The 25,570-nt window shown below is 59.3% G+C and carries 27 protein-coding genes; 6 read left to right on the top strand and 21 right to left on the bottom strand.

Annotated features, from left to right (window positions below):
- Positions 1–33 precede the first annotated feature (33 nt).
- The gene (locus HGT1_RS01325) at positions 34–453 is read left to right on the top strand and encodes a PaaI family thioesterase (RefSeq protein WP_176248174.1); all 420 of its coding nucleotides are present in this window, start codon (positions 34–36) and stop codon (positions 451–453) included.
- Here HGT1_RS01325 and HGT1_RS01320 read toward each other — a convergent pair.
- Positions 450–1,181, bottom strand: coding sequence for a LytTR family DNA-binding domain-containing protein (locus HGT1_RS01320; RefSeq protein ID WP_176248173.1), 732 nt, complete (start codon positions 1,179–1,181; stop codon positions 450–452). The two genes, HGT1_RS01325 and HGT1_RS01320, sit on opposite strands and share 4 nt — an antisense overlap.
- Positions 1,182–1,306: 125 nt before the next feature.
- Here HGT1_RS01320 and HGT1_RS01315 point away from each other — a divergent pair, with 125 nt between their 5' ends.
- On the top strand, positions 1,307–1,705 hold the full coding sequence (locus tag HGT1_RS01315; protein ID WP_176248172.1) for a DUF2306 domain-containing protein: 399 nt from the start codon (positions 1,307–1,309) through the stop codon (positions 1,703–1,705).
- On the opposite strand, the gene folD is transcribed toward HGT1_RS01315, so the two are convergent.
- The 16 genes from folD to ruvC all read right to left on the bottom strand — a co-directional run bounded on the left by folD (position 1,702) and on the right by ruvC (position 17,172).
- On the bottom strand, positions 1,702–2,604 hold the full coding sequence (gene folD / locus HGT1_RS01310; protein WP_176248171.1) for a bifunctional methylenetetrahydrofolate dehydrogenase/methenyltetrahydrofolate cyclohydrolase FolD: 903 nt from the start codon (positions 2,602–2,604) through the stop codon (positions 1,702–1,704). The two genes, HGT1_RS01315 and folD, sit on opposite strands and share 4 nt — an antisense overlap.
- A gap of 94 nt (positions 2,605–2,698) precedes the next feature.
- Entirely contained in the window at positions 2,699–4,375 is a 1,677-nt protein-coding gene (locus HGT1_RS01305; RefSeq protein ID WP_176248170.1) for a formate--tetrahydrofolate ligase, read from the bottom strand.
- A gap of 300 nt (positions 4,376–4,675) precedes the next feature.
- Positions 4,676–5,263, bottom strand: coding sequence for an MOSC domain-containing protein (locus tag HGT1_RS01300; protein ID WP_176248169.1), 588 nt, complete (start codon positions 5,261–5,263; stop codon positions 4,676–4,678).
- Positions 5,264–5,370: 107 nt separating this feature from the next.
- Entirely contained in the window at positions 5,371–7,278 is a 1,908-nt protein-coding gene (gene ftsH, locus HGT1_RS01295; protein ID WP_255200065.1) for an ATP-dependent zinc metalloprotease FtsH, read from the bottom strand.
- 87 nt (positions 7,279–7,365) lie between these two features.
- Positions 7,366–8,625, bottom strand: coding sequence for a tRNA lysidine(34) synthetase TilS (gene tilS, locus HGT1_RS01290; protein WP_176248167.1), 1,260 nt, complete (start codon positions 8,623–8,625; stop codon positions 7,366–7,368).
- A 4-nt stretch (positions 8,626–8,629) separates the two neighbouring features.
- Positions 8,630–9,454, bottom strand: coding sequence for a tol-pal system protein YbgF (gene ybgF, locus HGT1_RS01285; protein ID WP_176248166.1), 825 nt, complete (start codon positions 9,452–9,454; stop codon positions 8,630–8,632).
- A 29-nt stretch (positions 9,455–9,483) separates the two neighbouring features.
- Positions 9,484–10,005 (bottom strand): peptidoglycan-associated lipoprotein Pal, encoded by a 522-nt coding sequence (pal, locus tag HGT1_RS01280; protein ID WP_176248165.1) that lies wholly within the window; start codon positions 10,003–10,005, stop codon positions 9,484–9,486.
- Between the two features lie 91 nt (positions 10,006–10,096).
- Positions 10,097–11,419, bottom strand: a complete 1,323-nt coding sequence (gene tolB / locus HGT1_RS01275) for a Tol-Pal system beta propeller repeat protein TolB (RefSeq protein ID WP_176248164.1) — start codon at positions 11,417–11,419, stop codon at positions 10,097–10,099.
- Positions 11,416–12,573, bottom strand: a complete 1,158-nt coding sequence (locus HGT1_RS01270; protein ID WP_176248163.1) for an energy transducer TonB — start codon at positions 12,571–12,573, stop codon at positions 11,416–11,418. The genes tolB and HGT1_RS01270 overlap by 4 nt, the downstream gene beginning before the upstream one ends.
- Positions 12,574–12,575: 2 nt before the next feature.
- Positions 12,576–13,055: a protein TolR gene (gene tolR / locus HGT1_RS01265; protein ID WP_176248162.1), complete on the bottom strand. Its 480-nt coding sequence runs from the start codon at positions 13,053–13,055 to the stop codon at positions 12,576–12,578.
- Between the two features lie 3 nt (positions 13,056–13,058).
- Positions 13,059–13,754, bottom strand: a complete 696-nt coding sequence (gene tolQ, locus HGT1_RS01260) for a protein TolQ (RefSeq protein ID WP_176248161.1) — start codon at positions 13,752–13,754, stop codon at positions 13,059–13,061.
- 132 nt (positions 13,755–13,886) lie between these two features.
- The gene (ybgC, locus tag HGT1_RS01255) at positions 13,887–14,273 is read right to left on the bottom strand and encodes a tol-pal system-associated acyl-CoA thioesterase (protein ID WP_176248160.1); all 387 of its coding nucleotides are present in this window, start codon (positions 14,271–14,273) and stop codon (positions 13,887–13,889) included.
- Positions 14,270–14,893: a hypothetical protein gene (locus HGT1_RS01250; RefSeq protein ID WP_176248159.1), complete on the bottom strand. Its 624-nt coding sequence runs from the start codon at positions 14,891–14,893 to the stop codon at positions 14,270–14,272. Before HGT1_RS01250 ends, ybgC begins: the two co-directional genes overlap by 4 nt.
- Before the next feature lie 46 nt (positions 14,894–14,939).
- The gene (gene ruvB, locus HGT1_RS01245; RefSeq protein WP_176248158.1) at positions 14,940–15,959 is read right to left on the bottom strand and encodes a Holliday junction branch migration DNA helicase RuvB; all 1,020 of its coding nucleotides are present in this window, start codon (positions 15,957–15,959) and stop codon (positions 14,940–14,942) included.
- Positions 15,960–16,003: 44 nt separating this feature from the next.
- Positions 16,004–16,669: a Holliday junction branch migration protein RuvA gene (gene ruvA, locus HGT1_RS01240; protein ID WP_176248157.1), complete on the bottom strand. Its 666-nt coding sequence runs from the start codon at positions 16,667–16,669 to the stop codon at positions 16,004–16,006.
- Positions 16,666–17,172: a crossover junction endodeoxyribonuclease RuvC gene (ruvC, locus tag HGT1_RS01235; RefSeq protein ID WP_176248156.1), complete on the bottom strand. Its 507-nt coding sequence runs from the start codon at positions 17,170–17,172 to the stop codon at positions 16,666–16,668. The genes ruvA and ruvC overlap by 4 nt, the downstream gene beginning before the upstream one ends.
- Before the next feature lie 329 nt (positions 17,173–17,501).
- On the opposite strand from ruvC, the gene HGT1_RS01230 reads away from it, so the two are divergent.
- Positions 17,502–17,720: a DUF1127 domain-containing protein gene (locus HGT1_RS01230; RefSeq protein ID WP_176248155.1), complete on the top strand. Its 219-nt coding sequence runs from the start codon at positions 17,502–17,504 to the stop codon at positions 17,718–17,720.
- Positions 17,721–17,830: 110 nt separating this feature from the next.
- Here the strand turns inward: HGT1_RS01230 and HGT1_RS01225 are convergent, their stop codons facing one another.
- From HGT1_RS01225 to HGT1_RS01210, 4 genes are all read right to left on the bottom strand, one after another.
- Positions 17,831–18,259: a hypothetical protein gene (locus HGT1_RS01225; protein WP_255200053.1), complete on the bottom strand. Its 429-nt coding sequence runs from the start codon at positions 18,257–18,259 to the stop codon at positions 17,831–17,833.
- A 40-nt stretch (positions 18,260–18,299) separates the two neighbouring features.
- Positions 18,300–19,175 (bottom strand): 50S ribosomal protein L11 methyltransferase, encoded by an 876-nt coding sequence (locus tag HGT1_RS01220; protein ID WP_176248154.1) that lies wholly within the window; start codon positions 19,173–19,175, stop codon positions 18,300–18,302.
- A gap of 62 nt (positions 19,176–19,237) precedes the next feature.
- Positions 19,238–20,470 carry an MFS transporter gene (locus tag HGT1_RS01215; RefSeq protein WP_176248153.1) on the bottom strand — a complete coding sequence of 411 codons (1,233 nt, stop codon included), beginning with the start codon at positions 20,468–20,470 and terminating at the stop codon, positions 19,238–19,240.
- A 143-nt stretch (positions 20,471–20,613) separates the two neighbouring features.
- The gene (locus HGT1_RS01210) at positions 20,614–22,809 is read right to left on the bottom strand and encodes a primosomal protein N' (RefSeq protein WP_176248152.1); all 2,196 of its coding nucleotides are present in this window, start codon (positions 22,807–22,809) and stop codon (positions 20,614–20,616) included.
- A 118-nt stretch (positions 22,810–22,927) separates the two neighbouring features.
- Here HGT1_RS01210 and fsa point away from each other — a divergent pair, with 118 nt between their 5' ends.
- From fsa to HGT1_RS01195, 3 genes are all read left to right on the top strand, one after another.
- The gene (fsa, locus tag HGT1_RS01205) at positions 22,928–23,581 is read left to right on the top strand and encodes a fructose-6-phosphate aldolase (protein WP_176248151.1); all 654 of its coding nucleotides are present in this window, start codon (positions 22,928–22,930) and stop codon (positions 23,579–23,581) included.
- Positions 23,582–23,862: 281 nt separating this feature from the next.
- Positions 23,863–24,570: a DUF484 family protein gene (locus HGT1_RS01200; protein WP_176248150.1), complete on the top strand. Its 708-nt coding sequence runs from the start codon at positions 23,863–23,865 to the stop codon at positions 24,568–24,570.
- Positions 24,567–25,511 carry a tyrosine recombinase XerC gene (locus HGT1_RS01195; RefSeq protein WP_176248149.1) on the top strand — a complete coding sequence of 315 codons (945 nt, stop codon included), beginning with the start codon at positions 24,567–24,569 and terminating at the stop codon, positions 25,509–25,511. Before HGT1_RS01200 ends, HGT1_RS01195 begins: the two co-directional genes overlap by 4 nt.
- Positions 25,512–25,570: the final 59 nt, after the last annotated feature.

The raw sequence follows: 25,570 nt of genomic DNA, 5'->3' as shown, positions 1-25,570 counted from the left end.
ATGTGCCAGCCTGACCAAAACAAGGAGCGCCCCATGGACGAAGCGAAACGGATCCGGATATACGACAGCTTTGCGGCGCAATCGATGATGGCGACCTTGGGGGCCAAGTTGTGCGATGTTTCAGATGGCAGCGTCAGGATCGAAGCCCCTATTCTGCCGGGGGCGCTGCAACAACAGGGGTTCGGCCACGCCGGCCTGACGTTTTCCATTGGCGACAGTGCGGCAGGCTATGCGGCTTTGACCTGTCTGTCGCTGGACATGGAAGTTGTCACAGCCGAGATCAAGATCAACCTGATGGCCCCCGCCCGCGGTGAAAAACTGATCGCGGTTGGCAAGCTGGTCAAACCCGGCAAAAGGCTGTGTGTCGTCACATCCGAAGTGTTTGCGGTCGAAAATGGCGAGGAAAAACTGATCGCGATCCTGCAAGGCACGATGGTGCCGGTCCCTGCCTAGATCAATCCGGCCTCTTGGACCAAGGGCCGGTAACTCCGGCTGACAGGAACCTCCTCCCCCGAGGCAAGTATCAGGAAATCGCGCCCCTGCACCCGCCGGTGCCGGACCACAGCCCCCGTTGCAACCCAATGCGAGCGGTGAACCTGCAAGCCATCCAAGTCCTTCAGCGCCTCGACAGCATCCTGAAGGCGCAGCAGAACAAGCGTGCTCCCGTTCTGCGTAACCACATTCAAATAGTGATCCTGCGCCTCGAGCCTGATCAGTTTTCCACGCCGGTCCAGGGGAAGCCGTCGCAGGAAACTTGCCTCTGTATCCTCTGTCGATATTTCAGCAGGCGGCACGAACACAGTGCGGGCAAGCGCCAGCGTTCCATGCACAACGACCACCGTCATGGCGATGATCCCGATCAGATAGAGCAATTGCCCAACGCCCTGCCAGCCCGGAAACAGCCAGCTGTTTACGCCATGGATGATGCCAGACAGAACGAGTGTGAAACCGACCCAAAACAGCAGGGCCTTCCAGACATCCGCCTTTTTTGCCAGACGCAGGCTTAACGTCGTGCCAAACACTGACAGCGCTATGATGCCCGCCCAATAGAAAAACCTCGGCACTATCGTCAACGCATCATGGGTGCCAAACGGGCCCGCAAAGGTGCAGAACACAGTCGCCAGCAGCCAGACCGCCAGCAAGACCAACCCGCGTTTTCGTTCACGAAGCGTCGATGACATTCCCTGATCCGACCCCTGATCCAACCTGTTATTCACGAAGCCCCGGCGGCATTCGCGTAAACCCACTTGGGGGCAACCACCAAAGTTTGGCACGCATTGGGCGGTAAACACAACGGAGTTTCCCCATGTCCCTTTCCCCGCTTTTGAATGCCGCCCCGATCATCCAGATTCACGCTTTCATGGCGATTGCCGCCTCCATTTTGACCATCGCCATCTTCACCCTGCGACGCGGGACCATCGCCCATCGCTGGATGGGGTGGTCATGGGTCATCCTTATGGCGGTCGTAGCGCTTAGCAGTTTTGGCATTCACGGGATCGCGATGTTTGGTGCCTTCAGCCCCATCCACCTTTTATCGGCCTTTGTTCTGTTCCAACTTGTGGTGAATATCCGCGCGGCCCGGTCGAAACGCATCCACACCCACGCCCGCAACATGAAGCTGCTGACGTTGGGCGCACTTGTCGGGGCAGGTGCGTTCACCTTCCTGCCCGGTCGCATCATGTATCAGGTGGTGACGGGGGGTTAGGCCGTTAGCCCCTCAGGCTCGTCCAGCCCATTGGCGCGACAGCAGGCGGTGACCGTGTTGGCCAACAGACAGGCAATGGTCATCGGCCCCACGCCGCCAGGCACCGGTGTAATCGCCCCGGCAACTTCCGAACAGCTGGCGAAATCCACATCGCCCACAAGGCGGGTCTTGCCCTCGCCGTTTTCAGGCGCATCCAAGCGGTTGATACCGACGTCAATCACGGTTGCACCGGGCTTGATCCAATCGCCCGGCACCATCTCTGGGCGTCCGACTGCGGCGACAACAATGTCGGCGCGGCGCACGACATCTGCCAGATCCTTGGTCCGCGAATGGGCAATCGTCACGGTACAGCTGTCATTCAACAGCAGCTGCGCCATAGGCTTGCCGACAATATTGCTGCGGCCGATGATGACCGCGTCCATGCCGGACAGACTGCCGTGATGATCCCGCAACATCATCAGACATCCCAGCGGCGTGCAGGGCACCATCGATTTTTGCCCGGTCCCCAACAACCCGACGTTCGAGATATGAAACCCGTCGACATCCTTGCCGGGATCAATCGCATTGATCACCAGATCCTCGTTCAGATGCTGGGGCAAAGGCAGTTGCACCAATATACCGTGAATTTCCGGATCAGCGTTCAGATCAGCAATCAACGTCAGCAAATCGGCCTCGGATGTATCCGCCTGCAACCGGTGCTCCACCGATTTCATGCCAACCTCGACCGTCATCTTCCCCTTGGAACGGACATAGACCTCGGATGCAGGATCAGCCCCGACCAGCACAACGGCCAGCCCTGGCGTAATGCCGTGCTCCGCCTTCAATCGGGCCACATGCTCAGCTACCTGCCCCCGCACGCGGGCTGCAAACGCTTTGCCGTCAATGATTGTCGCTGTCATGGGTTCCGTCCTTCATCTTCTCTGGCTCTTAAATATCCCTGCCAGAGGCAGGAAAGGGCGCGGGGGTCTTCCCCCGCGCCCTTTTCATACGCCCTTAGAACAGACCTTCAACATCCCCATTGGCATTCAGGCGAATATTTTCAGCCGATGGCACCCGTGGCAGGCCCGGCATGGTCATGATTTCACCGCAGATCGCCACGACGAACCCTGCGCCCGCTGACAAACGCACCTCGCGCACAGGGATGTTAAAGCCCGTGGGCGCGCCACGGCGTTCCGGATCGGTGGTAAAGCTGTATTGCGTCTTGGCCATACAGACCGGCAAATTGCCGTAGCCCTGATCTTCCCAATCCTTCAACTGGTTCAGGATTTTCTGATCCATCACCGCAGCATCCGCGCGGTAGATCTTGGTCGCAATGGTGTTGATCTTATCGGCAAGGCTCATTTCATCCGGATAGATCGGTGCAAAATTCGCCTCACCCTTTTCGATCACTTCCACAACCTTGGTTGCCAGATCGGCAGAGCCTTCGCTGCCCAGTTCCCAATGCCGGGACAGGACCGCTTCGGACCCCTGAGAGGCGACATAATCCTTTACCGCCTGCACTTCGGCATCCGTATCGGTGACAAAATGGTTGATCGCCACGACCACTGGCACGCCAAAGGATTTGAGGTTCTCGATGTGGCGGCCAAGGTTGGGACAGCCCGCCTGAACCGCCGCGACATTCTCGGCCCCCAGATCGGCCTTGGCCACACCACCGTTCATCTTCATGGCGCGCACGGTGGCCACAACGACCACGCAAGACGGTGCCAGACCCGCCTTGCGGCATTTGATGTTCAGGAACTTCTCGGCCCCTAGATCGGCGCCAAAGCCCGCTTCGGTCACAACATAATCGGCCAGTTTCAGCGCCGTGGTCGTCGCAATAACCGAGTTGCAGCCATGCGCGATATTGGCGAACGGGCCGCCGTGCACAAAGGCGGGGTTGTTTTCAAGCGTCTGCACAAGGTTCGGCTGCATCGCGTCTTTCAGCAGCACGGTCATCGCGCCGTCTGCCTTGATGTCGCGGGCATAGATCGGTTTGCGCTCGCGGGTATAGGCGACGATCATATCGCCAAGACGCTTTTGCAGATCGCTCAGGTCTTTTGCCAGACACAAGATCGCCATGACCTCGGATGCTACGGTAATGTCGAACCCTGCTTCGCGCGGGAAACCGTTGGATACGCCGCCCAGCGACGCCGTGATCTGGCGCAGCGCGCGGTCGTTCATGTCAACGACACGGCGCCACACGACACGGCGCAGGTCGATCTCAAGCTCGTTGCCCCAGTAGATGTGGTTGTCGATCATCGCGCTTAGCAGGTTATGCGCCGAGGTGATCGCGTGAAAGTCGCCGGTGAAATGCAGGTTCATTTCTTCCATCGGCACGATCTGCGCATAGCCACCGCCAGCGGCACCGCCCTTCATGCCAAAGTTAGGCCCCAGCGATGCCTCGCGGATACACACGGCGGCGTTCTTGCCGATGCGGTTCAGACCGTCACCCAGACCGACGGTGGTGGTTGTCTTGCCTTCGCCCGCAGGTGTCGGGTTGATCGCGGTCACAAGGATCAGCTTGCCATCAGGGCGGTCCTGTACCGAGTTGATGAAGGACTGCGACACTTTCGCTTTGTCGTGGCCATAGGGCAGCAGATCGTCGCTGCTGATGCCCAGCTTTGCACCAATCTCTTGAATGGGTTTCTTGGACGCTTCGCGTGCGATTTGGATGTCAGTTTTAAAAGCCATGGTATCCCCCATTCAGTGCCGCTGCGGCATGTTGTAGCGGATTCATACAGCGATGCACTGCTAATCCGGGTCAGATTTACGACATTTCCAACGCGCCTTGCGGCGTAGCCCCGACACGCAGCTTTCTTTTAAGATACGGCGGGGTTCCTGATAGAGGACGGCCCTGCGCGACGCAGACCTCACATCCACGAATGCGCGCGGGACAAACGAACCGGCAGCGTCAGCTTGAACCGCGTAACTGCCCGTTCTTTTTCATTCGAAGAAAGCGAAACAGGCCAAATCTGTCGGCAGTCTCTCGGCTCAGATCATCCCCGGTGCCCAAGGGCGCTGATCGGGCACATGCAGGCGCATCCGCTCTCCCAGCGTCAGGATGCCTTCACGCTCTACCCATGCGGTCACGCCGCGGCGGTCTTTGGCTGCCGGTTTGAACGCTTTGCCGCGCCCCGGCATATCGGCTTCGATCTCGCGCGCGGGCAAGGTGCAGGGGCGGTTTTCCATGTCGATCACAAGGGTCGCACCCGATTCAGCCTGAAGCCGCGAGGACGGCGGCACATGGGTGAAATCAGAAATCCCTTCAATCACCAGACTTGCCCCCAAATAGCTGGGGTCCAGCGCGTCAATGCCCATAGTGGCGGCGATGGCGGCGATTTCCTCGGCGCTCATGACGCACAGCTGACGGGTGTTCCGGATCACCGTGTCGCGCGGGTATTGTGACAGCACGCGGCTGCAAGACGGGCGCGTCAACCCGCCATGGGTTTCGCCTTCGGCACCGGCAAAGCTTAGGGCAAGGGACTGTCTCGCGTGGGCTTTGAGCCCGGCTGCGCGGTCGGGTACGGTACCAAGCCAGGTGATCGTGGCGTAATGGTCGGTCGGGACGAGGGCTGGCATAGGTTTTCTCCTTGTTGCGGCAACTTGCGCAAAACCGCCCAAAAAGAAAAGGCCCCGCAGATGCAGGGCCTTGTGATTTATTTTGATGGGTCCATCAGCGATGCTGATCAGGCCATTGGCTCCGGTTCCATATCACCAGAGGGGGGCGATTTCTTGCCCTTTGCCTTGGGGATCGCCGTTACACTTGGCTTGTCCATCCCGCTGGTGTCTTCACCATCGGGGTCCTGGGGTGGCTTGCCATCCATGATGCGCTGGATTTCTTCACCGGTGAGGGTTTCATATTCCAGCAGACCTTGGGCCAGACGCTCGAATTCGACCTCATGTTCGGAAATCATCTTGAAGGCCACATCATAGCCGGTATCGATGATGGCTTTGACTTCGCTTTCGATCAGTTCCTTGGTCGCGGCAGAGACGCTAAAGCCTCCTGCCCCGCCATTGGCCTGATACCCGGCAGCCGCTTCGGAATAGTCGATGTTGCCGACCTTGTCCGACATGCCCATGCGCATAACCATACCGCGCGCCAGTTGGCTGGCTTGCATGATGTCACCCATTGGGCCGGAAGACACACTGTCAGGGCCGTATTTAAAGATTTCAGCCGCTTTGCCCGCCATGGTCATGGCGATCTTTTGTTCGGCTTCGTCCTTGAACATTTGCAGCTTGTCCATTTCAGGCAGGCTCATCACCATGCCCAAGGCACCACCGCGCGGGATGATTGTGGCCTTGTAGACGGGGTCACATTTGTCGAGCTTCATACCAACGATGGCATGGCCCGCTTCGTGATAGGCGGTCTTTTCTTTCTGGTCCTGGGTCAGAACCATCGAACGCCGTTCGGCCCCCATCATGATCTTGTCCTTGGCAGATTCGAAATCCATCATCGCCACGAAACGACGACCGACACGCGCAGCCGTCAACGCAGCCTCGTTTACCAGGTTCGCCAGATCGGCACCCGAGAAACCGGGTGTACCACGGGCGATGATGCGCAGATCAACGTCGGGGCCCAGCGGTGTCTTGCGCGCATGCACGCCCAGGATTTTCTCGCGGCCTTTGATGTCGGGGTTGCCGACAGTCACCTGACGGTCAAAACGGCCCGGACGAAGCAAGGCAGGGTCCAACACATCTTTGCGGTTTGTGGCCGCGATGATGATGACACCTTCGTTGGCTTCAAAGCCGTCCATTTCGACCAGCAACTGGTTTAGCGTCTGTTCGCGTTCATCGTTGCCGCCACCATAGCCGGCCCCACGCGAGCGGCCCACGGCGTCGATTTCGTCGATAAACACAATACACGGTGCGTTCTTTTTGGCTTGCTCGAACATGTCGCGCACACGCGATGCACCAACACCTACGAACATTTCAACAAAGTCGGAGCCCGAGATGGTAAAGAACGGAACACCCGCTTCGCCCGCGATAGCACGCGCCAGCAGGGTTTTACCGGTACCGGGAGGGCCCTCAAGCAACGCGCCTTTGGGGATCTTGCCACCAAGACGGCTGAACTTTTGCGGGTTGCGCAGGAATTCAACGATCTCTTCCAGTTCTTCCTTGGCCTCGTCGATGCCTGCAACGTCATCAAACGTCACACGACCGTGCTTTTCGGTCAGCATCTTGGCCTTGGATTTGCCAAAGCCCATGGCACCGCCTTTGCCGCCACCTTGCATCCGGTTCATGAAATAAATCCACACACCGATCAGCAGCAGGATTGGCAACAGCGACATCAGAAAGGTCTGGAAACCGGACTGCTGCTGCGGCTCGGCGCGCACGGGCACGTCATTGGCCATCAGCATCGCAGTCACTTCGGCGTCTTGCGGCATGATCGTGACATAGTCGGAGCCATCAGCGCGACGGAAACGAACCTGTTCACCATCCAGCGTGACGTTGCGAACATCGCCCGCCTCAACCGCTGTTACAAATTCGGAATAGCTGATTTCGCGGCTTTGCAGACCGTTGGTTGACCCGCTGAACAGATTGAACAGCGCCAATACCAGCAGCATCAAAACGACCCAAAAGGCGAGATTACGCATATTACCCAAGGAAACTCTCCTAAATCCGGGGGACGACATCAAGACAATGTGCCCGTTGCCTATAAGATAGAGACGATGGGCGTATGTTCAATGCGTTATGTGTGCGGCAAAAAAGGTATCTTCACCGCGATTAAGCCGTGCTTGCCAGTTTTGCGGCCAACCAGCAAGGGGGGCAGCGACCAGGCGCGTGCCATTCCAGACAGCAGGTGTCGATAAAAGCGCGCCGCGCGGGATATCCAAGGCCCGCCAGTCTTTGCATTGGCTTAATCCTTTGGCACCCAGGGCCTGAACGGTCAGATGCCCCGTTTCACCGGTTGGATCGGATGGCGGCGTCAGAACCCAACGGCCATCCCAGATATCGCCCACAGCGGCCTTTAGGTCTGCGATGGCGTTCAACTCTCTGAAAATCCAGAGGGTTTTCCCCTTTCGGCGCAATTCGCAGCCCTGCAAGGTCGCAGAAGGGCCATGTTCAAGCGCCTCGAATACGGATGCAATGGCGCTGCTGCGGGGGGCGTAATAGGCACCGTTCAGCCATTTCAGCGCATGTACGACCAGACGGCGGCGCAATTCGGGATGCTCAGCGGCCAAGCCTTCGGCGTCGATTGCGATGGCACCGGCACGCAGCGTGACAATGTTTCGCGCAATCTCCAGCATCTGATGGTTCAATGCGTCTTTTGCAGCGGAAAGGTTGTGCGAAACATCGCTTATGGCCTCTGCGTCGATCCCCAGATCCGACAGAATCGCAAGCGCCTTGCGGGTCCGGACACGGGCAAAACGGTCGTCCTCATTGCTGGGGTCATCGACCCAAGTGACATTCCGCGCGGTCAGATAATCGCGCAGCCCGGCCCTGCGGGCCTGCAAAAGCGGCCTGACCCACTGCATTCCTTCGCGGTCAAACCGGCGGGGCATGGCGGCCAAACCGTCAACGCCCGCACGCCGCCCTACGCGCATCAGAAAACTTTCGGCCTGATCGTCCATGGTGTGTCCAAGGGCGATGCAGTCCACGCCAACATCGCGGCCCCACTGCGCGAGCAACCCATAGCGCGCCTTGCGGGCTTCATCCTGCAGATTGCCGCTATGATCCCAGTTTTTCCAGTCGAGAATGCTGTGACCCACCCCAAGGCCTGCACAAACGGAAGCCACCATTGCTGCCTCGTCTGCGGCCTCGGGGCGCAGGCCATGATTGACTGTCGCGACCGCAAGCGTGACGTCACGGGTTTGTGCAAACGCGTGCAGTAAATGCAGCAAAGCCATGGAATCGCTGCCGCCGGAAACGGCAACGCCCATGGTTTTCGGGGGATCAGCCGGAAACTGGTCAGCAATCAGCCGCGCCAGATCAGCCGTCATCGACTTACTGGCAGTTCAGCGCAGCACGCTCGTTTGCGGCTTGCGGCACAAAGGGGCTGGTCGGGAAACGGGTTGCGACCTCGCCCAAGGTCACACATGCCTCTTGGCGTTGTTCAAGCGCACCAAGGGATTTGCCCAGCTGGTACAAGGCTTCGGGGGCCACCGGGCCAACCGGATCAGAGCTGAAGCTGGCAAGATAGGCACGCGCCGCTTCGCGGGTGTCGCCCAGACCGCTGAGGGCATCACCGCGCCGCAGTTCTGCCTCGGGGCCTAGCGGGCCACCAGGGTAGGTCTGATTAAAGGTCGCAAACTGGTCAGCGGCGGTGCGAAAGTCACCGGTGGCGAGCGCCGCCTTCGCCCGCTCAAAATCATCCGCTTCACCGATGGCAAGTTCGGCCGTGTTGGTGGAAGGGGCCGTCGGGGCAATCGGGGCGGTGTTGGTGGCGGGCATATCACCGCCGCCAAGCGTCGAGGTTTCGCCAATAGCGCCCACATCGCCACCCTCAAGCTCCACAAGGCGGAACTCAAGATCGCCGATGCGGTTGGTGCCATCGGTGACAACACGGTTGATCCGGTTCTCAAGCTCTTCGGTTTTCGATGTCAGGCGCTGCAATTCGCTTTCCATTGCGTTCATACGGTCCAAAACGGAATTGCCGCTCAGGTTCAAGGACGCACCACCCGTTGTCGACAGTTCACGCCGCAGCTTTTGCACTTCGACGTTCAACACGGTCAGCTCCTGACGCACATCCGCCAGAGTTTGCGCATCCTGCGCCTGTACGGCGACCGGCCCAAAGGCCAGCCCCAGTACCATCATCATTGCAAACCGCATCATAACATTCCTAACCGTTTCGTTCTTTCTTAGCTCGACAGACCGCCAGCCAGTACGGTGACCGCACGGCGGTTTTTGGCATAGCATGCTTCTTGCGAACACACTTCGATCGGGCGTTCCTTGCCATAGCTGACGGTGCGCAGACGGTTGCCGGAAATGCCGCGCGACACCAGATATTCGCGCGCCGCGTTTGCGCGACGGGCACCAAGGGCGACGTTGTATTCACGTGTGCCTTGCTCGTCCGCATGGCCTTCGATGATGGCCTGATAGTCGGTGTTCTGGTTCAGCCAGTTGGCTTGACCGTCCAACGTCGCCTGACCTGCCGGGGTCAATGTCGACTGGTCGACCTCGAACAACACACGGTCGCCGATGGACTGCTGGAAATAGGCCGTCGATGCAGGGTCATTGGCGCTGCCGGGGATGATCCCGCCGTTCAGGTTTGCCATGTTGCCCGATCCGTCCATACCGTCCGCGCCAAAGCGGTTGGGGTTGGTACAGGCCGATACGGCGAGGGCGGCGATCAAAAGAGTGCTGGTCAGGATGCGGTTCATAGGGCTGCCTTTATAAAGCTGGCGTTAATTCTGGTTTCTTTGGTGTTAACACAGCGCCGTGGCCTTGGGAATCACCAAGGCGCTGCGGTGATCAGTTCTGAAGCGGCGACCACGACGGGTCGGACCCGCCTTCTTGGGTGCGTACGGGTTTCAGGTTCCGGCCCGAAATATCCACGGAATACAGCGAGGATGACCCGCCGGTCCCTTGGGTTTCGCGCGCAAACATGATGACGCGGCCATTGGGGGCCCATGTCGGACCTTCGTCCAGAAACGATGCGGTGAGCAGACGCTCTTCGGACCCGTCCAGACGCATGACACCGATATGAAAACGGCCCTTGTTCTGCTTGGTGAACGCCACCAGATCGCCACGCGGGGACCAGACAGGCGTGCCATAACGGCCTTCGCCAAAGGAAATACGCTGCGCTTCGCCGCCGCTGGCCGACATCACATACAGCTGTTGGCTGCCCGAACGGTCGCTTTCAAACACGATCCGGCTGCCGTCGGGTGAATAGCTGGGCGCCGTTTCGATCGCCGGTGTATTTGTCAGACGCACGGATTGCCCGCTGCCGATATCCATTGTGTAGATGTCGGTATTGCCGCCTTGGGTCAGCGAATAAACAACCGTGTTACCTGAGGGAGAGAAACGCGGCGCAAAGCTCATCGTGCCATCCGCGCTTTCCAACACGCGGCGCTGCACCGATCCGATATCCAGAACATAGATACGGGGGAAACCGCTTTCATAGCTGGTATAAAGGATGCGATCACCGGTGGGCGAGAAACGCGGTGCCAACACGATGGACGCACTATCCGTCAGATAACGGACGTTCGCGCCGTCATAATCCATCACGGCCAACCGCTTTTGACGGTTATCTTTCGGCCCGGTCTCGGACACATAGACGACGCGGCTGTCGAAATATCCGCCCTCGCCTGTGATCCGGGAGTAAACCGCATCGGAGACCTTGTGCGCCATGCGACGCCAGCCATCAACGGTACCCGAAAATTGCAACCCCGAACCAAGCTCGGCCCCCGAGAACACATCATACAGGCGGAATTTCACGTTCAATGTGTTGCCCGAAACGCTGACCGCGCCGGTAATCAGCGCTTGGGCGTTGATCGCTTTCCAGTCGGCATATTGCACAGGCGCGTTGAAATCGCTGACGGTGGAAATGAAGGCGCTCGCCGGGATTTCGCGGAACAGGCCGGAGCCGACCAGATCTTCGGAAACCACGCGCGCCAGATCAACGGCCATCTGCCCCGCATCGCCGCTTTCGGGCTGAAAGCTGGGCACCGCAAAGGGCAAAGGTTCGATCACGCCTTCGGTGATTTCGATCCGCAACGGGCCCTGCTGGGCCTGAGCGGTTCCCGCGACGGCACAGATCAGCGCCAGACATATGCTCACTACTCTTAAAATCATTTGATGCGCATCCTTTCAGGATTGAAGGTCATCTCAATATTCTGCCATTGGCCAAATTTATCTACAGGAAGCTGGTATCCGCGCGACCCGCAGCGGATAATCGCCCGTCTGGCCGCCTCAAACGCCTGTCCTGCGGCCGCCTGTGAGCCACCTGAACTGCCCGTCAGGGTGATCGTATTGGTTTGCGGCGTGCCATCCTGGTTCATCTGAACGCTGACAACAACGGTGGTGCGCAACGCTTCTGACGACAACGAGCCGACGTTCCAACAGGCAGAAACCGCAAGCCGCAGCGATTCTTTTTCGCCGCTCGACAAAGGCGGTCCGGTGGGGGCTGCGGGCGCAGGTTTGGCGGGTTTATCTTCGCCGCCCAATGCTTCGGCCAGGGCCGCGGCAACCGCATCCGTGTCAACCTTGGGTTCGGCTGGCTTTGGATCGGGTTTTGGCGTTGGTTTCGGATCGGGTTTCGGGGTCGGATCAGGCGTTTCAACCGCTTCGGCCACCTGCGGCGCAGGGGGCGTTGGCCTGCGCGCAGGCGGGCGGGCCGACTGGTTCGGCGCGGCCTTGGGGGCCTCGGCAGCTTCGGTCACGATCTCGGTTGTCGCTTCTTCCGGCGCGGTCGCCTCTTGCGCTTCGTCCACGACTTTCTCGGCGGGCGCATCGGGCGTTGCGGCTTCCTGCTCGACCACATCGGGGCGTGCCTCGGGGTCGGGCTGGGCCACGGCTTCGGGGGCGACACGGTCCACCGGACGCGGCACAGCGACAGGTGCCACTTCGGGCGCAATCACGGCGACCTCTGCCGGTGGTTCGGGCAATTCGGGTGCTGCTTCGCTGACCTCTGGCACGGGTGGCGGCGTTGGTGCGGGTTGCTCTGGTACAGGATCGGGCTCTGGTGCCTCAGGCTCGATCGGTTCGGGCTGCTGGATTTCGGGCTCGGGTGTTTCTGCGGGGGCTGGTGGTGTCTCGGACTGCACCGCTTCGCTCGGCGGTTCTGCCGATTGCGACGCGGCAACAAGCGCGTCAAACTCGGCTGCCGACAGCACCGATACTTCTTGCATCTCAAAGGGTTCAGGGTCCGGCCTGAAAACGCCGCCAAACAGCAAAAAGGCGATCAGCCCCAGATGCCCTGCCCCAGAAATGTAATGCCCCGTGTGCATGGTTAACCGCCCGACGTCCCAGTGCCGTCCAGCTTTGGGCCACCCGTTTCAGTCACCAAACCGATGTTAGAAAAGCCGCCGGCGTTCAGCGCGCCCATGACTTCCATGACCATCGCATAAGGCACAGACCCGTCAGCACGCAGGAACACCCGATCACTTGCCCGCTCTGTCGCAATGGCTCGCAGCTTGGCAATCAGGTCGCCGCGCGCGGTTTCGGTCTTTTGAATCTGCACCGACCCGTCCGCCAACAGCGTAATGGTCAAAGGCTCTTCCTGCTCGGATGGCAATGCGGTCGCCGCGGTCTTCGGCAATTCGACCGGCACACCGACCGTCAGCAGCGGTGCCGCGACCATAAAGATGATCAACAACACCAGCATCACGTCCACGAAAGGCGTAATGTTGATCTCGGCCATCGGCTGCGCGCGGCCGCGACGCCGTCCGCGTCCGCCACCGCCCGATTTTTTTGCGATACCAGCCCCCATCGGTCAGCTATCCAACTGGCGGCTAAGGATGGTGGCGAATTCATCGGCGAATGCTTCGTAACCGCCAAGGATACGATCTGAATCCGCGCTCAGCTTGTTATAGAAGATCACCGCCGGAATCGCAGCCAGCAGACCAATGCCGGTCGCCAGCAGCGCCTCGGCGATGCCGGGGGCCACAACCACAAGACTGGTATTTTGCTGCGAAGCGATTTCGATAAACGAATGCATGATCCCAAAGACCGTCCCGAACAGCCCGACAAAAGGCGCTGTCGATCCGGTGGTCGCCAGGACGGGCAAGCCCTTTTGCAGCTTTTCCGCTTCCTTGGCGATGGCCACGTCCATCGACCGGTCAATGCGCGCAGTGGCACCGGGTATCAGATCACCATCCTCGCGGTGCGATCTGCGCCATTCGGTCATGCCAGCGGCAAATATCTTTTGCGCGGCCCCGTCAGGGTCCGACCCGATGGTGTCATACAACCCGTCCAAAGGTTCGCCCGACCAGAACGCCTGATCAAAAGCATCGGCCTCGGCCTTGGCCCGACGATATTGCAGCATCTTCTGCACAATGATCGACCATGACCAGAACGATGCAACGATCAAACTGATCATCACTAATTTAACGGTGAATGTCGCGCGCAGGAATAGACCCAAGAGCGAGAAATCAATCTCGCTCGCCGCCGCCAGCGTTTCTGCTTCCATCGGTTCTGCTCTTTACTAAGGGCCCCTCTCGGGGCTGTTCTGCCTCAACGGCCCTGTTTTCCAAGGCGCTATTTGGCACAAGCTTAGCCGAGTGCAATGTCGATTGCTAGGATTATGGCGTCAATCCGCGCGTCACAGAGGGATTGAGCGAAGTTTCGCTGGCAATCGGCACGGTTTCCCGCTGGCGCTGATACACACAATCGTGACTGCGGCGCGAAACAGCACCGTATCGCCGCGCCAGACCTCCTGGGCCATCTCCATGCGCGCAGGCCCGATGGACGTCGCCCATGTCCGCACCTCAAGCAGATCGTCGAAAACTGCGGGCGCGATATAGTCTGCTTCGACCCTGCGCACCGCGAAAACAACGCCATCCGCTTTCATCTCAAGCTGGTCGATCCCGATCTCGCGGACCCAATCGCTGCGCGCCCGTTCAATATAGCGCAGATAATTGGCGTAATAGACGATACCCGCCATATCGGTATCTTCGTAATAGACGCGGATCGGCAGGGTATGGGTCATTGGGGTTTGTTTAACCTCGCAAGAAGACGCAGCGCATGGGACGCATCCTGCGCAGCAGATGGCAGCACCGGATCATACGCCGCCCGCAAAAGCTCTGCTATGTCGGGGCGCAGGATGGTGGTTTGATCCGCAACAGCCAAAGGCGACCGGTCCTTGAAGGCCACATCAGACCAAAGCAGAAAGGACTGCACAATCTGGCTTAGCGCCAAGGTCTGCGCAGGCACCGAACTTAGATGTTCGTCCATGCGCAAAAACACAAAGCAGGCCTTGATCGCACCGGCCTCGTCAAACCGGAACAACCGGTACTGATTGGCATCCACCGCCTCCAGCTTCTCGACCAAAGGCCCCAAATCCGGCACCAGACGATCCAGCCCCGGCACCTCTGGCAGTTCGGCCCATTCCTTGAAGAAGAACATCATCAGATTGCTGCCCAGTTCCGGGTCCGTCTCGGCCATCTTGTGACCCGACAAAACACAAACCGCCTCCAGCGCGCCTTTGATGACAGACAGGGTCGCATCGTCCACGCCGAACACAACAGGCGAAAGGGGCCGCCCCCACCGCGCAAAGACAAAATCCCCACTGTCCCGCGTAAACAGTTTTTCGATATCTTGTGGTGTCATCACATTTTCCAAATGGTCTAAAATCCTCGCCGAAGGCTGCGCGACGTCAGCCAAACAGGTCCGCCCGTGGTTTTGGCGGTGCCATCCCCAAATGGGTCCATGCCTTTTGCGCCAGCATCCGGCCGCGCGGTGTGCGCTGGATCAAGCCCTGCTGCAACAAGAACGGCTCGATCACCTCTTCCAGCGCATCGCGTGATTCCGACAGCGCTGCCGACAGCGTTTCGATTCCGACCGGCCCGCCTTGGTAATTCTCGGCAATCAGCCGCAGATAGCGGCGGTCGGCACTGTCCAGACCCAAACGGTCCACACCCAACCGCGTCAGTGCCATATCGGCCAGTTCCTGTGTTACACGGCCGTTGCCTTCGACCACCGCGAAATCCACGACGCGGCGCAACAGACGCCCTGCGATCCGCGGCGTACCACGGGCGCGTTTGGCGATTTCGCGCGCGCCGCCCTCATCCGCCGGTGCGCCCAGCTTGCGGGCATTGCGGTCCACGATGATGAACAACTCATCCTCTGTATAGAACTCCAGCCGCGTTGGGATGCCAAAACGGTCGCGCAGCGGCGTGGTCAGCAGGCCCATCCGCGTGGTGGCCCCCACCAGCGTAAAGGGCTGCAATTCAATCCGTACGGTGCGCGCCGCGGGTCCTTCGCCAATCACCAGATCGAGCTCAAAATCTTCAAGTGCGGGGTACAGCACTTCTTCGACGGCGGGGTTCAGACGGTGGATTTCGTCGATAAACAAGACATCGCGGGCTTCAAGGTTGGTCAGGATCGCCGCCAGATCACCGGCTTTGGCCAGCACCGGCCCAGATGTCATGCGAAACCCGACACCCAATTCGCGCGCCATAATCTGTGCCAGCGTCGTCTTGCCCAAACCGGGGGGGCCGTGGAACAGCGTGTGGTCCATCGCCTCTTTGCGTTGCTTGGCGGATTGGATAAATACCTTGAGGTTCGAACGCGCCTCGGCCTGGCCCACGAATTCATCCAGCATCTGAGGCCGCAAGGCGCGGTCAAAATCCTCTGGCAGCGGATCGGGCCGCAAGGTGGGGTCGCTGTCGATCATTCAATTTCCAAAACTTTGGGGCGCTTTATGCCGATGCGGCTACTCTACCCCTTGGGGGCCAGAAGTTTCAACGCCGCGCGGATCAGGGCCGGTGTTTCCGCATCGGGGTTTTCGCCGGCGGCTTGCGCCACCGCCCCTGCGGCATCCCCCGGACCATAGCCAAGGTTGCCAAGTGCAGACAGCGCCTCCGATTGCGCCGATTGATTGGGGGCAGGTGCCGGCCTGCGCTTGGGCGCGGGGGATTCGATCACTTGCATCGCTTCAACCTCGCCGTGGGCTTCAGCCAGCGTGCCAGTCATCGCCATCACACCCGGTGCCTTGTCCTTGAGGTCAAGAACAACCCGCTGCGCAATTTTCGGGCCAACGCCTTTGGCCGCTTTGACGGCATTCCAGTCACCAAGCGCAATGGCACGGCTGACGCCATCAGGGCCAAGCGCGCCCAGAATCGCCAGCGATGCCTTGGCACCGACGCCTTGAACCGAGGTCAGCAGGCGGTGCCATTCCTTTTCAACAAGGGTCTGGAAGCCGAACAACTGCATCAAATCTTCGCGCACGACCAAGTCGGTGAACAGGGCGACTGCCTCCCCGACACCCGGAAGCGCTGCCAATGTGCGGTCTGAACAATAGACCAGATACCCGACACCGCGCACATCAATCAGCACATGATCGGGGGCGCGGTAATCAATACGGCCTGTAATCTTGCCAATCATGCGCTTGCCCTTGCGACCGCCTGGGCCAAGGTGCTGGCCCCGCCGTGATGCGCATGACAAATCGCAATCGCCAATGCATCGGCGGCATCCGGGCCTGCGATCTCGATCCCCGGCAGTTGCATACGCACCATGTGCAACACCTGCCCCTTATCCGCGTGGCCGACGCCCACGACGGTTTTCTTGACGGTGTTGGGCGCATATTCACCCACCGCCAACCCCGCCTGCGCAGGCACGAGCATCGCGATTCCGCGCGCCTGGCCCAGCTTTAGCGTGCCAGCACCGTCCTTGTTCACGAATGTTTGCTCGACCGCAGCGGATTGCGGGCGGTAGGTCACCATTATTCTGGTCAGCTGTGCATGAAGCGACAAAAGCCGCGAAGCCAGATCCGGCCCTTCGGACACACAAACCCCGTTTGCAACATGACTTATCCGGCTTCCGGCCACATCAATGACCCCCCACCCCATGTTGCGCAGCCCCGGATCAATCCCGATTACCCGTATCATGTGCTTTTTTACCTCAGTTTTTATCTTTTTCGACAATTAGCACAAAACACGAACATCCACCAAGGCCTTTTCCCATATGCCTTGAAATGGACACAATTGGCGCATTTGCCGCGCTTAACTGCGCGAAAGCGACGCTCGGACATCTGTTCACGGCAATCGCTGTGCCTTGGATTCGCCATATTTTACTACGGCTCCGGCGGATTATGCTGCCATGCAGCAAACGCAGATCACACATGCAAGTCTGGGTGTTGTGGCGTGTTTTCAAACTGCCTAGTTGCTGGGCACAACGACGCGACTACCAGTTTATTTGAAATTCAAGGATGGCTCTCATGGCTATGTTCTACACACCAACAACCAACTACGCGACGGCTTCCACAGTCAACCGCGCTTTCTCCCATCTGGGTGACATTGTTGCCAGCGTTATTGCCTGGAACGATGCACGCGTAACACGCAACGCTTTGTCTTCACTGACAGACCGCGAACTTGATGATATCGGCCTGACACGTGGCGATATCGAAAATGTCGCGCTGAACCACTTCATTCGCTAACGCGCAATGACAGACCCATGCCCCAAGGGCAGTCCATCGGACAAAAAATAGCCACGCCTACCAGACGGTAGCGTGGCTAAATTTTTTTCTAAATAGCAGATCAGGTGCGGTTAAAGCTTTGCAACATCGCCCCGCAAGACCGGACCGATCTTGTTGGCCAGCGCTTGCGTCACCGGATCCACTTGCAAAATCCAAGCACCGGCCCGCTCAATTGCCGTCCCCTCGCTCAGGGCATTGAGCCGGATCTGATATGTGCCCGGCCCGTTTGCCGACAGCATAAATGCCTTGAGCAAGACAAACAGAACCACCAGTGCCAGAATATATTTGACGGGCAGGCCTGTGTCCCGACGACGTGGCCTTGCAATGACCAGTCCGTCGTTACGAATTGTTGTATAATAACCATTCGCCAAAGCTTTGTGCTTGCGGTTCAAATTATTAACGCGCTTCCCAAATTGTTGATGTGTCTCAACCATGGTCGCCTCGTATTGCTTAAGGCCCCCACCTTTCACAAAACATACAATACAGGAAAAAAACGCCATTTTCCACAAAATCGCACCAAATGCGGCGCAAAAGCGGCTTTTATTGTGTCGATTTCTGGACCGTTAACGTTGTCCAGTCGCCAATCATCTCTCTGTTAACCAGATTGATGCCAGATCGTGCATAAACCTCAACCACGTCATCTGCTTGCTCGTTCAGGATTCCAGACAGAATCGCCATGCCGTTCGGGGCCAGCGCCTCTGCCATATCCGGGGCCAGCGCAACCAGCGGCCCTTTCAGGATATTTGCAAAGATCAGATCAAAGGGGGCCTTTGCGGCAAGATCGGGGTGATCAAACCCGGCTGCCTCTACGCAGATCAAACGATCGCTTAGCCCGTTCGCCGCAGCATTCGCCCGCGCCACGTCAACCGCAACCTCGTCGATATCGCTGGCCAACACGGGGTTCGGCCATATCCGCGCGGCAGCCATCGCCAAAACGGCAGTGCCACAGCCGATATCAGCCACGTTCTGCGCAACCATACCGCCATTGGCCAAGCGGTCCAGCGCCCGCAGGCAGCCCAATGTCGTGCCGTGATGCCCTGTCCCGAATGCCATCGCGGCCTCGATCAACAGCGGCTCACAGCCCTCGGGCACCTTGTCGGCGTCGTGGCTGCCATAAACGAAAAACCGACCCGCCTCGACGGGGGACAGTTCGCGGCGCACATGGGCCACCCAATCGGTCTCGGGCAGTTCGGAAACCACGAAATCTTTTGCGCCCATCGCAGCCGCCAGAATTGCCAAGGCAGTCTGGTCCGGGGCTTCCTCGAAATAGCCGCCCACTTCCCACAGGCCCGATCCGTCTTCCATCTCGAACACGCCAACCCCTGTTGGCTCCGGGGTCAAACTCTCCATCGCCTCGCCCAAAGCATAGGCTGGCGTGCGTCCTTCAAGGGTCGTCAGGGCTGTGAATGTGGGCATTGGTCTCTCCGCAGGTTGCTCGCGTCGCCTAAAGCAGGGGCGCGGGTCGGGTCAAGGCTTGGCTATTGGGCGGCCACGGTCTGTGGTCGCGAAAATATCGTCTCGTTGCCCGGCATGGGGTGGCGCGGGATCATCAAGGACAGGATCAGCGACACCCCCGCCATCGCCGCGGCCAGCACGAATACCGCAGCGGGCGACACCAGCCACAGCAGGCCAAGGCCGACAGGCAGGAACACCGCCGCAATATGGTTGATGGTAAAGGCAACCGCCGCAGTGGGCGCGATATCACCAGGATCGGCGATCTTCTGAAAATAGGTTTTCAAGGCCAGCGCCAGCGCAAAAAACATGTGGTCAATCACATACAGGCTCGCCGCCACGACCACACCCCAGCCCAGATAATAAACGCCGCCATAGGCCAGAAACACCATGATCAGCCCGACATATTCAAACGACAGCGTCCGCCGTTCCCCGAAAAACCCGACAGCCCGCCCCATAAGCGGCGCGAATATCATGTTGGCGATCAGGTTGACCAAATACAGCAGGGTGATTTCATGCACATCAAAGCCAAACCGTTCGACCATCATGAAGCCCGCGAACACCACGAATATCTGACGCCGCGCGCCCGACATGAACTGCAACGCATAATACAGCCAATACCGCTTGCGCAGCACCATCTTTTTGACCTGCGGATGCGGTGCCTCGAACTGCGGATAGGCAAACAGCGCGAACAAGGCGACGACCACGGTGACACTGCCGCCAATCATGTAAACGATGTTATAGGACAGCGACAGCGTGTCCCACAGCGCCATAATCGCCAGATAAGCCACCAAAGTCGCAGCAGACCCCGCCGCCATCAACCAGCCGATCATCCGCGGCGCATCTTCAATCTTGAGCCATTGCAACTGCAACGACTGGTTCACCGTCTCGTAATAATGAAACCCGATCGAGCTGAGCATGGTGATCGTCAAAATGCCGCCCATTGACGGGAACCAGGCCGTGACAGCCGTGGCCGCCCCCAGCAAAACCAGCGACACCAATCCCAGGACCTGCTCGCGCACAAAGATGATGATCGCAATCACACCAACAGCCAGAAACCCCGGAATCTCGCGCACCGTATGCAACAGCCCGATATCCGAGCCGTCAAAATTCGCGACCTCGATCACAAAGTTATTCAGCAACGCCGACCACGTATTGAACGCCACCGGCATGGCCAAAGCCATCAGGAACAACAACGCCACCGGGCGGCGCCAAAACGGTTGATGCTTGGCATCCTCAAGGGTCACAAATTGGGTCATGGCAAATCCTTTACGCCCCATTCCCAACCTTGACGAGGTCAAATCAAACGAAGGCGGTGCAATGAAATCCCGCCGCCTCTTCCAAATGGAAATAAATCCTCGCCGAAGGCATGTTTTGCCGGTCAGGCAAAACCAATAAAGACTCAGTAAAAACTTTGCGGGTCAATATCGACGGCAATCCGTACATCCCCCTTCAAACGCACCTGCCCGACCCATCTGGCCAGCGCCTCTTGCAGGGGCACCGACTTGTCTGCCTTGACCAGCAACCGCACGCGGTGACGCCCGCGCACCCGTGCAATCGGCGCGGGGGCGGGGCCGTAAACCTGCGCACCAACCGCACGCAGCGGCCCGTCCTGCCGCGCCAGTTGGTTGCCCGCATCAAACAGCGCAGCCACATCCGGCCCGCTCAGAATGATCCCCGCCATGCGCCCGTAGGGTGGCACACCGGCCTGCCGCCGCTCTGCCGCCTCGGCCTTCCAAAAGGCTTCTTCCTCGCCCGCCAGAATGGCGCGGATCACCGGATGGTCGGGCTGGTAGGTCTGCAACATCGCGGCCCCCGGTGCCTCGGCGCGTCCGGCACGCCCTGCGACCTGCCGCATCAGTTGAAAGGTACGCTCGGCGGCGCGCAGGTCCGACCCCATCAGCCCAAGATCCGCGTCAATCACCCCCACCAATGTCAGGTTCGGAAAGTTATGGCCCTTGGCGACCAGTTGCGTCCCGATGATGATGTCTGCGGCCCCCTCGGCAATGCCCGCGATCTCGGCCTTCAGGGCGCGGGCCGATCCGTACATGTCCGAACTCAGCGTGGCGACCCGTGCGTCCGGCCACAGCTCGGCGGCCTCTTCGCCCAACCGTTCGACCCCCGGCCCCACGGCGGCCAACTTGCCTTCGACCTCGCAGGACGGGCAGGCATCGGGCATCGGTTTGCTTTCGCCGCATTGATGGCAGACCAGTCGCTTGAGGAACCGGTGTTCGACCATGCGCGCATCACAATGATCGCAAGCGATCTGGTGCCCGCAGGCCCGACACAACGTCACGGGCGCATAGCCGCGGCGGTTGATGAACAACATCGCCTGCTCGCCGCGCTCCAGTCGTTTGTCGACCTCTGCACGCAAAGTCGGTGACACCCATTTGTCGCTTGGCAATCCTTCAGCGCGCATGTCGATTGCGCCCATTTCCGGCATGACGGCAGGCCCGAATCGCGAGGTCAGCTCGACCCGCGTGTATTTACCCGCCTCGGCATTGGCCCAGCTTTCCAGACTGGGCGTGGCCGAGGCCAGAACCACCTGCGCCCCGCAGATTGATGCGCGCAGCACCGCCATGTCGCGGGCATTGTACAGCACGCCTTCTTCTTGCTTATAGGAGGTGTCGTGTTCTTCATCCACGACGATCAGCCCCAGATTCTGGAACGGCAAGAACAGCGCCGACCGCGCACCGATCACCACTTGTGCCTGCCCCTGCCCGACCATGCGCCAGATGCGGCGGCGTTCGGTCATGGTGGCCCCTGAATGCCATTCGGCAGGCTTTGCGCCAAACCGTGCTTCGACCCGGTGGAGGAACTGTTCGGTCAGCGCGATCTCGGGCAGCAGCACCAGCGCCTGACGTCCGGCTTTCAGCGCGGCGGCCACGGCCTCAAGATAGACTTCGGTCTTGCCCGACCCCGTCACACCGCGCAGCAATGTCGTGCCGTATTTGCCTGAGTGGACCCCTTTGGCCAGCAGCGCCGACGCATCCGACTGATCCTGTGTCAGCTCTTTGCTGGGCAGGCTTGGGTCCATCCGCAAAAACGGCACATCGCGGGGGCTGTCCTGTTCAACCACGGCATCTTGCGCAACCAATCCCTTGATCACCGATGACGTCACCCCGGCCATCTCGGCCAGCTCCTTGAGGGTAAAGGACAGATCACCGTATTCCGCCAGGGTTTCCAGCACCCGACGCCGGGCATCTGTCATGCGGTCGGGCTCCGCCGTGCCGCGCCGGTAAATCTTGCGCATCGAGGGCGGGTCGCCCAGCCCCGGCGCGCGGGTGGCCAGCCGCAACATCGCGGGCATCGGCGTCAGCGTATAGGCGGCGGCCCTGCTCAGGAACGCGCGCAACTCCTCGCGCATGGGGGCGGCGTCCATCACGCGTATGACGGACCGGATTTTCGACAATTCGTAATCGCCCTGCCCCGCGCCCCAGACAACACCCAGAACTTTGCGCGGGCCCAGCGGCACCTCGACAAACGCCCCCAGATGGCAGCCGCCTTCGGGGGCCTTGTAATCAAGGGCGCGACCCAAGGGTTGGGTTGTCAGAACGGCGACCAAATCACCTTGGTGAAAGAATTCAGGGGATGTCACCAGCGGCTCCGGCCTTGGGTTACGGGAATTAGGGTTTCAGCAGCGCGGATCATGCGCTAAAGCGTGTGGCAACAGACATAGCCATTAGGCCACCCTATTCCAACCGGAAGGAAGCAATATGAAATTCTTTGTAGATACAGCTGAAATCGACGCGATTGCAGAACTGAACGATCTGGGCATGGTCGACGGGGTTACAACCAACCCGTCGCTGATCCTGAAATCGGGCCGTAACATTCTGGAAGTCACAAAAGAGATTTGTGATCTGGTAGACGGCCCCGTGTCGGCCGAAGTTGTCGCCCTCAAGGCAGACGACATGATCGCCGAAGGCCGCAAGCTGGCCGAGATCGCGGAAAACATCGTTGTCAAACTGCCCCTGACATGGGACGGCCTGAAGGCCTGTAAGGTTCTGTCGGGCGAAGGCAAGATGGTGAACGTGACGCTTTGCTTCTCGGCAAATCAGGCGTTGATCGCGGCCAAAGCCGGCGCGACATTCATCTCTCCGTTCATCGGTCGTTTGGATGACATCAACCTTGATGGCATGGAACTGATCCAGGATATCCGCATCATCTATGACAACTACGGTTTCGATACTGAAATTCTGGCCGCATCGATCCGCACGGTGAACCACGTTCTGGAAGCCGCGCGTATCGGTTCCGACGTGATGACCGCCCCACCAGAAGTGATCAAAAAGCTGGCCACGCACCCGCTGACCGACAAAGGTCTTGAGCAGTTCATGGCCGACTGGGCCAAGACCGGTCAGAAGATTTTGTAAAACATTCTGGCGTGCGCTGTTCTTGGGCATCGCACGCTACATGCCCGGGTCTGGCAGGAAAATCCGGCTGAATGACGGTGCGGTCTGGAGCTCCGGCTTTCTTTGGTCCCCTGATTCTGCCCTCATTCGACACCGCAATGACCCTATCAACGCCAAAGTTGCATTGGCGCACGGGGCCGAAAAACATCAATCTGCGAAAAAACCGGCGCGTTGCCGAAAGAAAAAAGCAGATTTTGGGATTCCCGCGTGTTATTGCATTAAAAAATAAAAACGAGACGAGCATGAGCAGTAGCCACAAAATCGAAGATTCCCTTCGGGAAGCGATCATTTCGCAGCCAGATGTCATCCTTGACGACAATGACGTGATGCAGGCCCTGATCGCCGCCAACGAACGTGCGATGGGCGGCAATATCGTCGATCTACGCGGAATCGCGATGGACCGGCTGGAAACACGCCTGGACCGGCTGGAAGACACCCATCGTAATGTCATCGCCGCTGCCTATGAAAATCTGGCGGGCACCAATCAAATTCACCGCGCCATTCTGCGGATGCTTGACCCTGTCGAGTTCGAAACATTCTTGCGCGATCTGGGCGGCGATGTTGCTGACATCCTGCGGGTCGATGCCGTCAGGCTGGTTCTGGAATCTGTCCAGAACGACAATGATCCGGCGGTAAAGCGACTGGGCGATGTACTGAACGTGGCTGAACCCGGCTTTATCGATGATTATCTCACCTCCGGGCGCGGCGGCAACGTGCGTCAGGTGACCCTGCGCGGCGTTCAGGACAGCCCCGCAAGCGTTTATGGCGATAACGCCGACTGGATCAGATCCGAAGCCTGCCTGAAACTGAACTTTGGCGATGGCCGCCTGCCCGGTCTGCTTATTCTGGGGTCGGAAGACCCGCATATGTTCGGGCCGCAACAAGGCACAGACCTGTTGGGCTTTTTCACCGGCGTGTTCGAGCGGGCGATGCGCCGCTGGTTGTCTTGAGCACGGGTGTAAATGCTCTTCTGATCAGCCCCGCCGCGCGGGATGCGCTGCAAACCTGGCTTGACCACCAACGTGCCCTGAAAGGTGCCGCCGAAAATACAATCACCGCCTATCAAGGCGACGTGATCGATTTTCTGGCGTTCATGACCTTGCACAAGGGCGACAGTCAGGGCTTGGGCGCATTGGCCAGGCTGACCATCTCGGACATGCGCAGCTGGATGGCCAAAACACGCGGGCCGGATGTCGGGCCGCGGTCTTTGGCGCGCAAGCTGTCATCGGTCAAAGCCTTCTATCGGTGGCTGGCCGAACGCGAGGGATTCGAGCCCACCGCCGTTCTATCGACACGGTCCCCAAAATTTTCCAAAAAGCTCCCCCGCCCCTTGGCTGTGGATGCCGCCAAAGCGATGATCGACTGCGTTGAATTGCAATCGCGCCATGCATGGGTGGCTGCGCGCGATGTGGCCGTGCTGACCCTGCTGTGGGGCTGCGGGCTGCGCATATCAGAGGCGCTTGGCCTAAAGGGCGCTGACGCACCGTTGCCGGATGTGTTACGCATTGTCGGTAAGGGCGGCAAGGAACGGGTTGTTCCGGTGTTGCCAGCCGCCAAAGACGCCGTAGACGCCTATCTGCGCGCCTGCCCCTTTCCACAGGAACGCGACGCCCCCCTGTTCAAGGCGATGCGGGGCGGCCCGTTGGCAGCGCGGGCGATTTCACAGGTAATGATGGATGCGCGGATGCAACTGGGGCTGCCCGCAACAGCGACGCCACACGCCATGCGCCATAGCTTTGCCACCCATCTGCTGGACGCGGGCGGCGATCTGCGTGCCATTCAGGAGCTGTTGGGTCACGCATCTCTGTCGACCACCCAAGCCTATACTGCGGTCGATACGGCGCGTTTGATGGAAGTCTACAACAGCGCCCATCCCAAAGCCGCCAGATAGCCCCTGCCCTTTCGTCCGGTGCCGATTTTTTGTAAAAAAATCGTGCCGGAATTTTTCAA

Origin of the sequence: Sulfitobacter sp. HGT1, assembly GCF_013282155.1 — a bacterium.
Taxonomy (GTDB): domain Bacteria; phylum Pseudomonadota; class Alphaproteobacteria; order Rhodobacterales; family Rhodobacteraceae; genus Sulfitobacter.
Note: the sequence above shows the minus strand (reverse complement) of the source record. Positions and strands in the feature narration are given on the sequence as shown.

What these genes read in the sequence shown, in the direction of transcription:
- HGT1_RS01325 (WP_176248174.1), top strand. Translation starts at nt 34, where the DNA reads ATGGACGAAGCGAAACGGATCCGGATATACGACAGCTTTGCGGCGCAA.
- HGT1_RS01320 (WP_176248173.1), bottom strand. Translation starts at nt 1,181, where the DNA reads ATGTCATCGACGCTTCGTGAACGAAAACGCGGGTTGGTCTTGCTGGCG.
- HGT1_RS01315 (WP_176248172.1), top strand. Translation starts at nt 1,307, where the DNA reads ATGTCCCTTTCCCCGCTTTTGAATGCCGCCCCGATCATCCAGATTCAC.
- folD (WP_176248171.1), bottom strand. Translation starts at nt 2,604, where the DNA reads ATGACAGCGACAATCATTGACGGCAAAGCGTTTGCAGCCCGCGTGCGG.
- HGT1_RS01305 (WP_176248170.1), bottom strand. Translation starts at nt 4,375, where the DNA reads ATGGCTTTTAAAACTGACATCCAAATCGCACGCGAAGCGTCCAAGAAA.
- HGT1_RS01300 (WP_176248169.1), bottom strand. Translation starts at nt 5,263, where the DNA reads ATGCCAGCCCTCGTCCCGACCGACCATTACGCCACGATCACCTGGCTT.
- ftsH (WP_255200065.1), bottom strand. Translation starts at nt 7,278, where the DNA reads ATGCGTAATCTCGCCTTTTGGGTCGTTTTGATGCTGCTGGTATTGGCG.
- tilS (WP_176248167.1), bottom strand. Translation starts at nt 8,625, where the DNA reads ATGACGGCTGATCTGGCGCGGCTGATTGCTGACCAGTTTCCGGCTGAT.
- ybgF (WP_176248166.1), bottom strand. Translation starts at nt 9,454, where the DNA reads ATGCGGTTTGCAATGATGATGGTACTGGGGCTGGCCTTTGGGCCGGTC.
- pal (WP_176248165.1), bottom strand. Translation starts at nt 10,005, where the DNA reads ATGAACCGCATCCTGACCAGCACTCTTTTGATCGCCGCCCTCGCCGTA.
- tolB (WP_176248164.1), bottom strand. Translation starts at nt 11,419, where the DNA reads ATGATTTTAAGAGTAGTGAGCATATGTCTGGCGCTGATCTGTGCCGTC.
- HGT1_RS01270 (WP_176248163.1), bottom strand. Translation starts at nt 12,573, where the DNA reads ATGCACACGGGGCATTACATTTCTGGGGCAGGGCATCTGGGGCTGATC.
- tolR (WP_176248162.1), bottom strand. Translation starts at nt 13,055, where the DNA reads ATGGGGGCTGGTATCGCAAAAAAATCGGGCGGTGGCGGACGCGGACGG.
- tolQ (WP_176248161.1), bottom strand. Translation starts at nt 13,754, where the DNA reads ATGGAAGCAGAAACGCTGGCGGCGGCGAGCGAGATTGATTTCTCGCTC.
- ybgC (WP_176248160.1), bottom strand. Translation starts at nt 14,273, where the DNA reads ATGACCCATACCCTGCCGATCCGCGTCTATTACGAAGATACCGATATG.
- HGT1_RS01250 (WP_176248159.1), bottom strand. Translation starts at nt 14,893, where the DNA reads ATGACACCACAAGATATCGAAAAACTGTTTACGCGGGACAGTGGGGAT.
- ruvB (WP_176248158.1), bottom strand. Translation starts at nt 15,959, where the DNA reads ATGATCGACAGCGACCCCACCTTGCGGCCCGATCCGCTGCCAGAGGAT.
- ruvA (WP_176248157.1), bottom strand. Translation starts at nt 16,669, where the DNA reads ATGATTGGCAAGATTACAGGCCGTATTGATTACCGCGCCCCCGATCAT.
- ruvC (WP_176248156.1), bottom strand. Translation starts at nt 17,172, where the DNA reads ATGATACGGGTAATCGGGATTGATCCGGGGCTGCGCAACATGGGGTGG.
- HGT1_RS01230 (WP_176248155.1), top strand. Translation starts at nt 17,502, where the DNA reads ATGGCTATGTTCTACACACCAACAACCAACTACGCGACGGCTTCCACA.
- HGT1_RS01225 (WP_255200053.1), bottom strand. Translation starts at nt 18,259, where the DNA reads ATGGCGTTTTTTTCCTGTATTGTATGTTTTGTGAAAGGTGGGGGCCTT.
- HGT1_RS01220 (WP_176248154.1), bottom strand. Translation starts at nt 19,175, where the DNA reads ATGCCCACATTCACAGCCCTGACGACCCTTGAAGGACGCACGCCAGCC.
- HGT1_RS01215 (WP_176248153.1), bottom strand. Translation starts at nt 20,470, where the DNA reads ATGACCCAATTTGTGACCCTTGAGGATGCCAAGCATCAACCGTTTTGG.
- fsa (WP_176248151.1), top strand. Translation starts at nt 22,928, where the DNA reads ATGAAATTCTTTGTAGATACAGCTGAAATCGACGCGATTGCAGAACTG.
- HGT1_RS01200 (WP_176248150.1), top strand. Translation starts at nt 23,863, where the DNA reads ATGAGCAGTAGCCACAAAATCGAAGATTCCCTTCGGGAAGCGATCATT.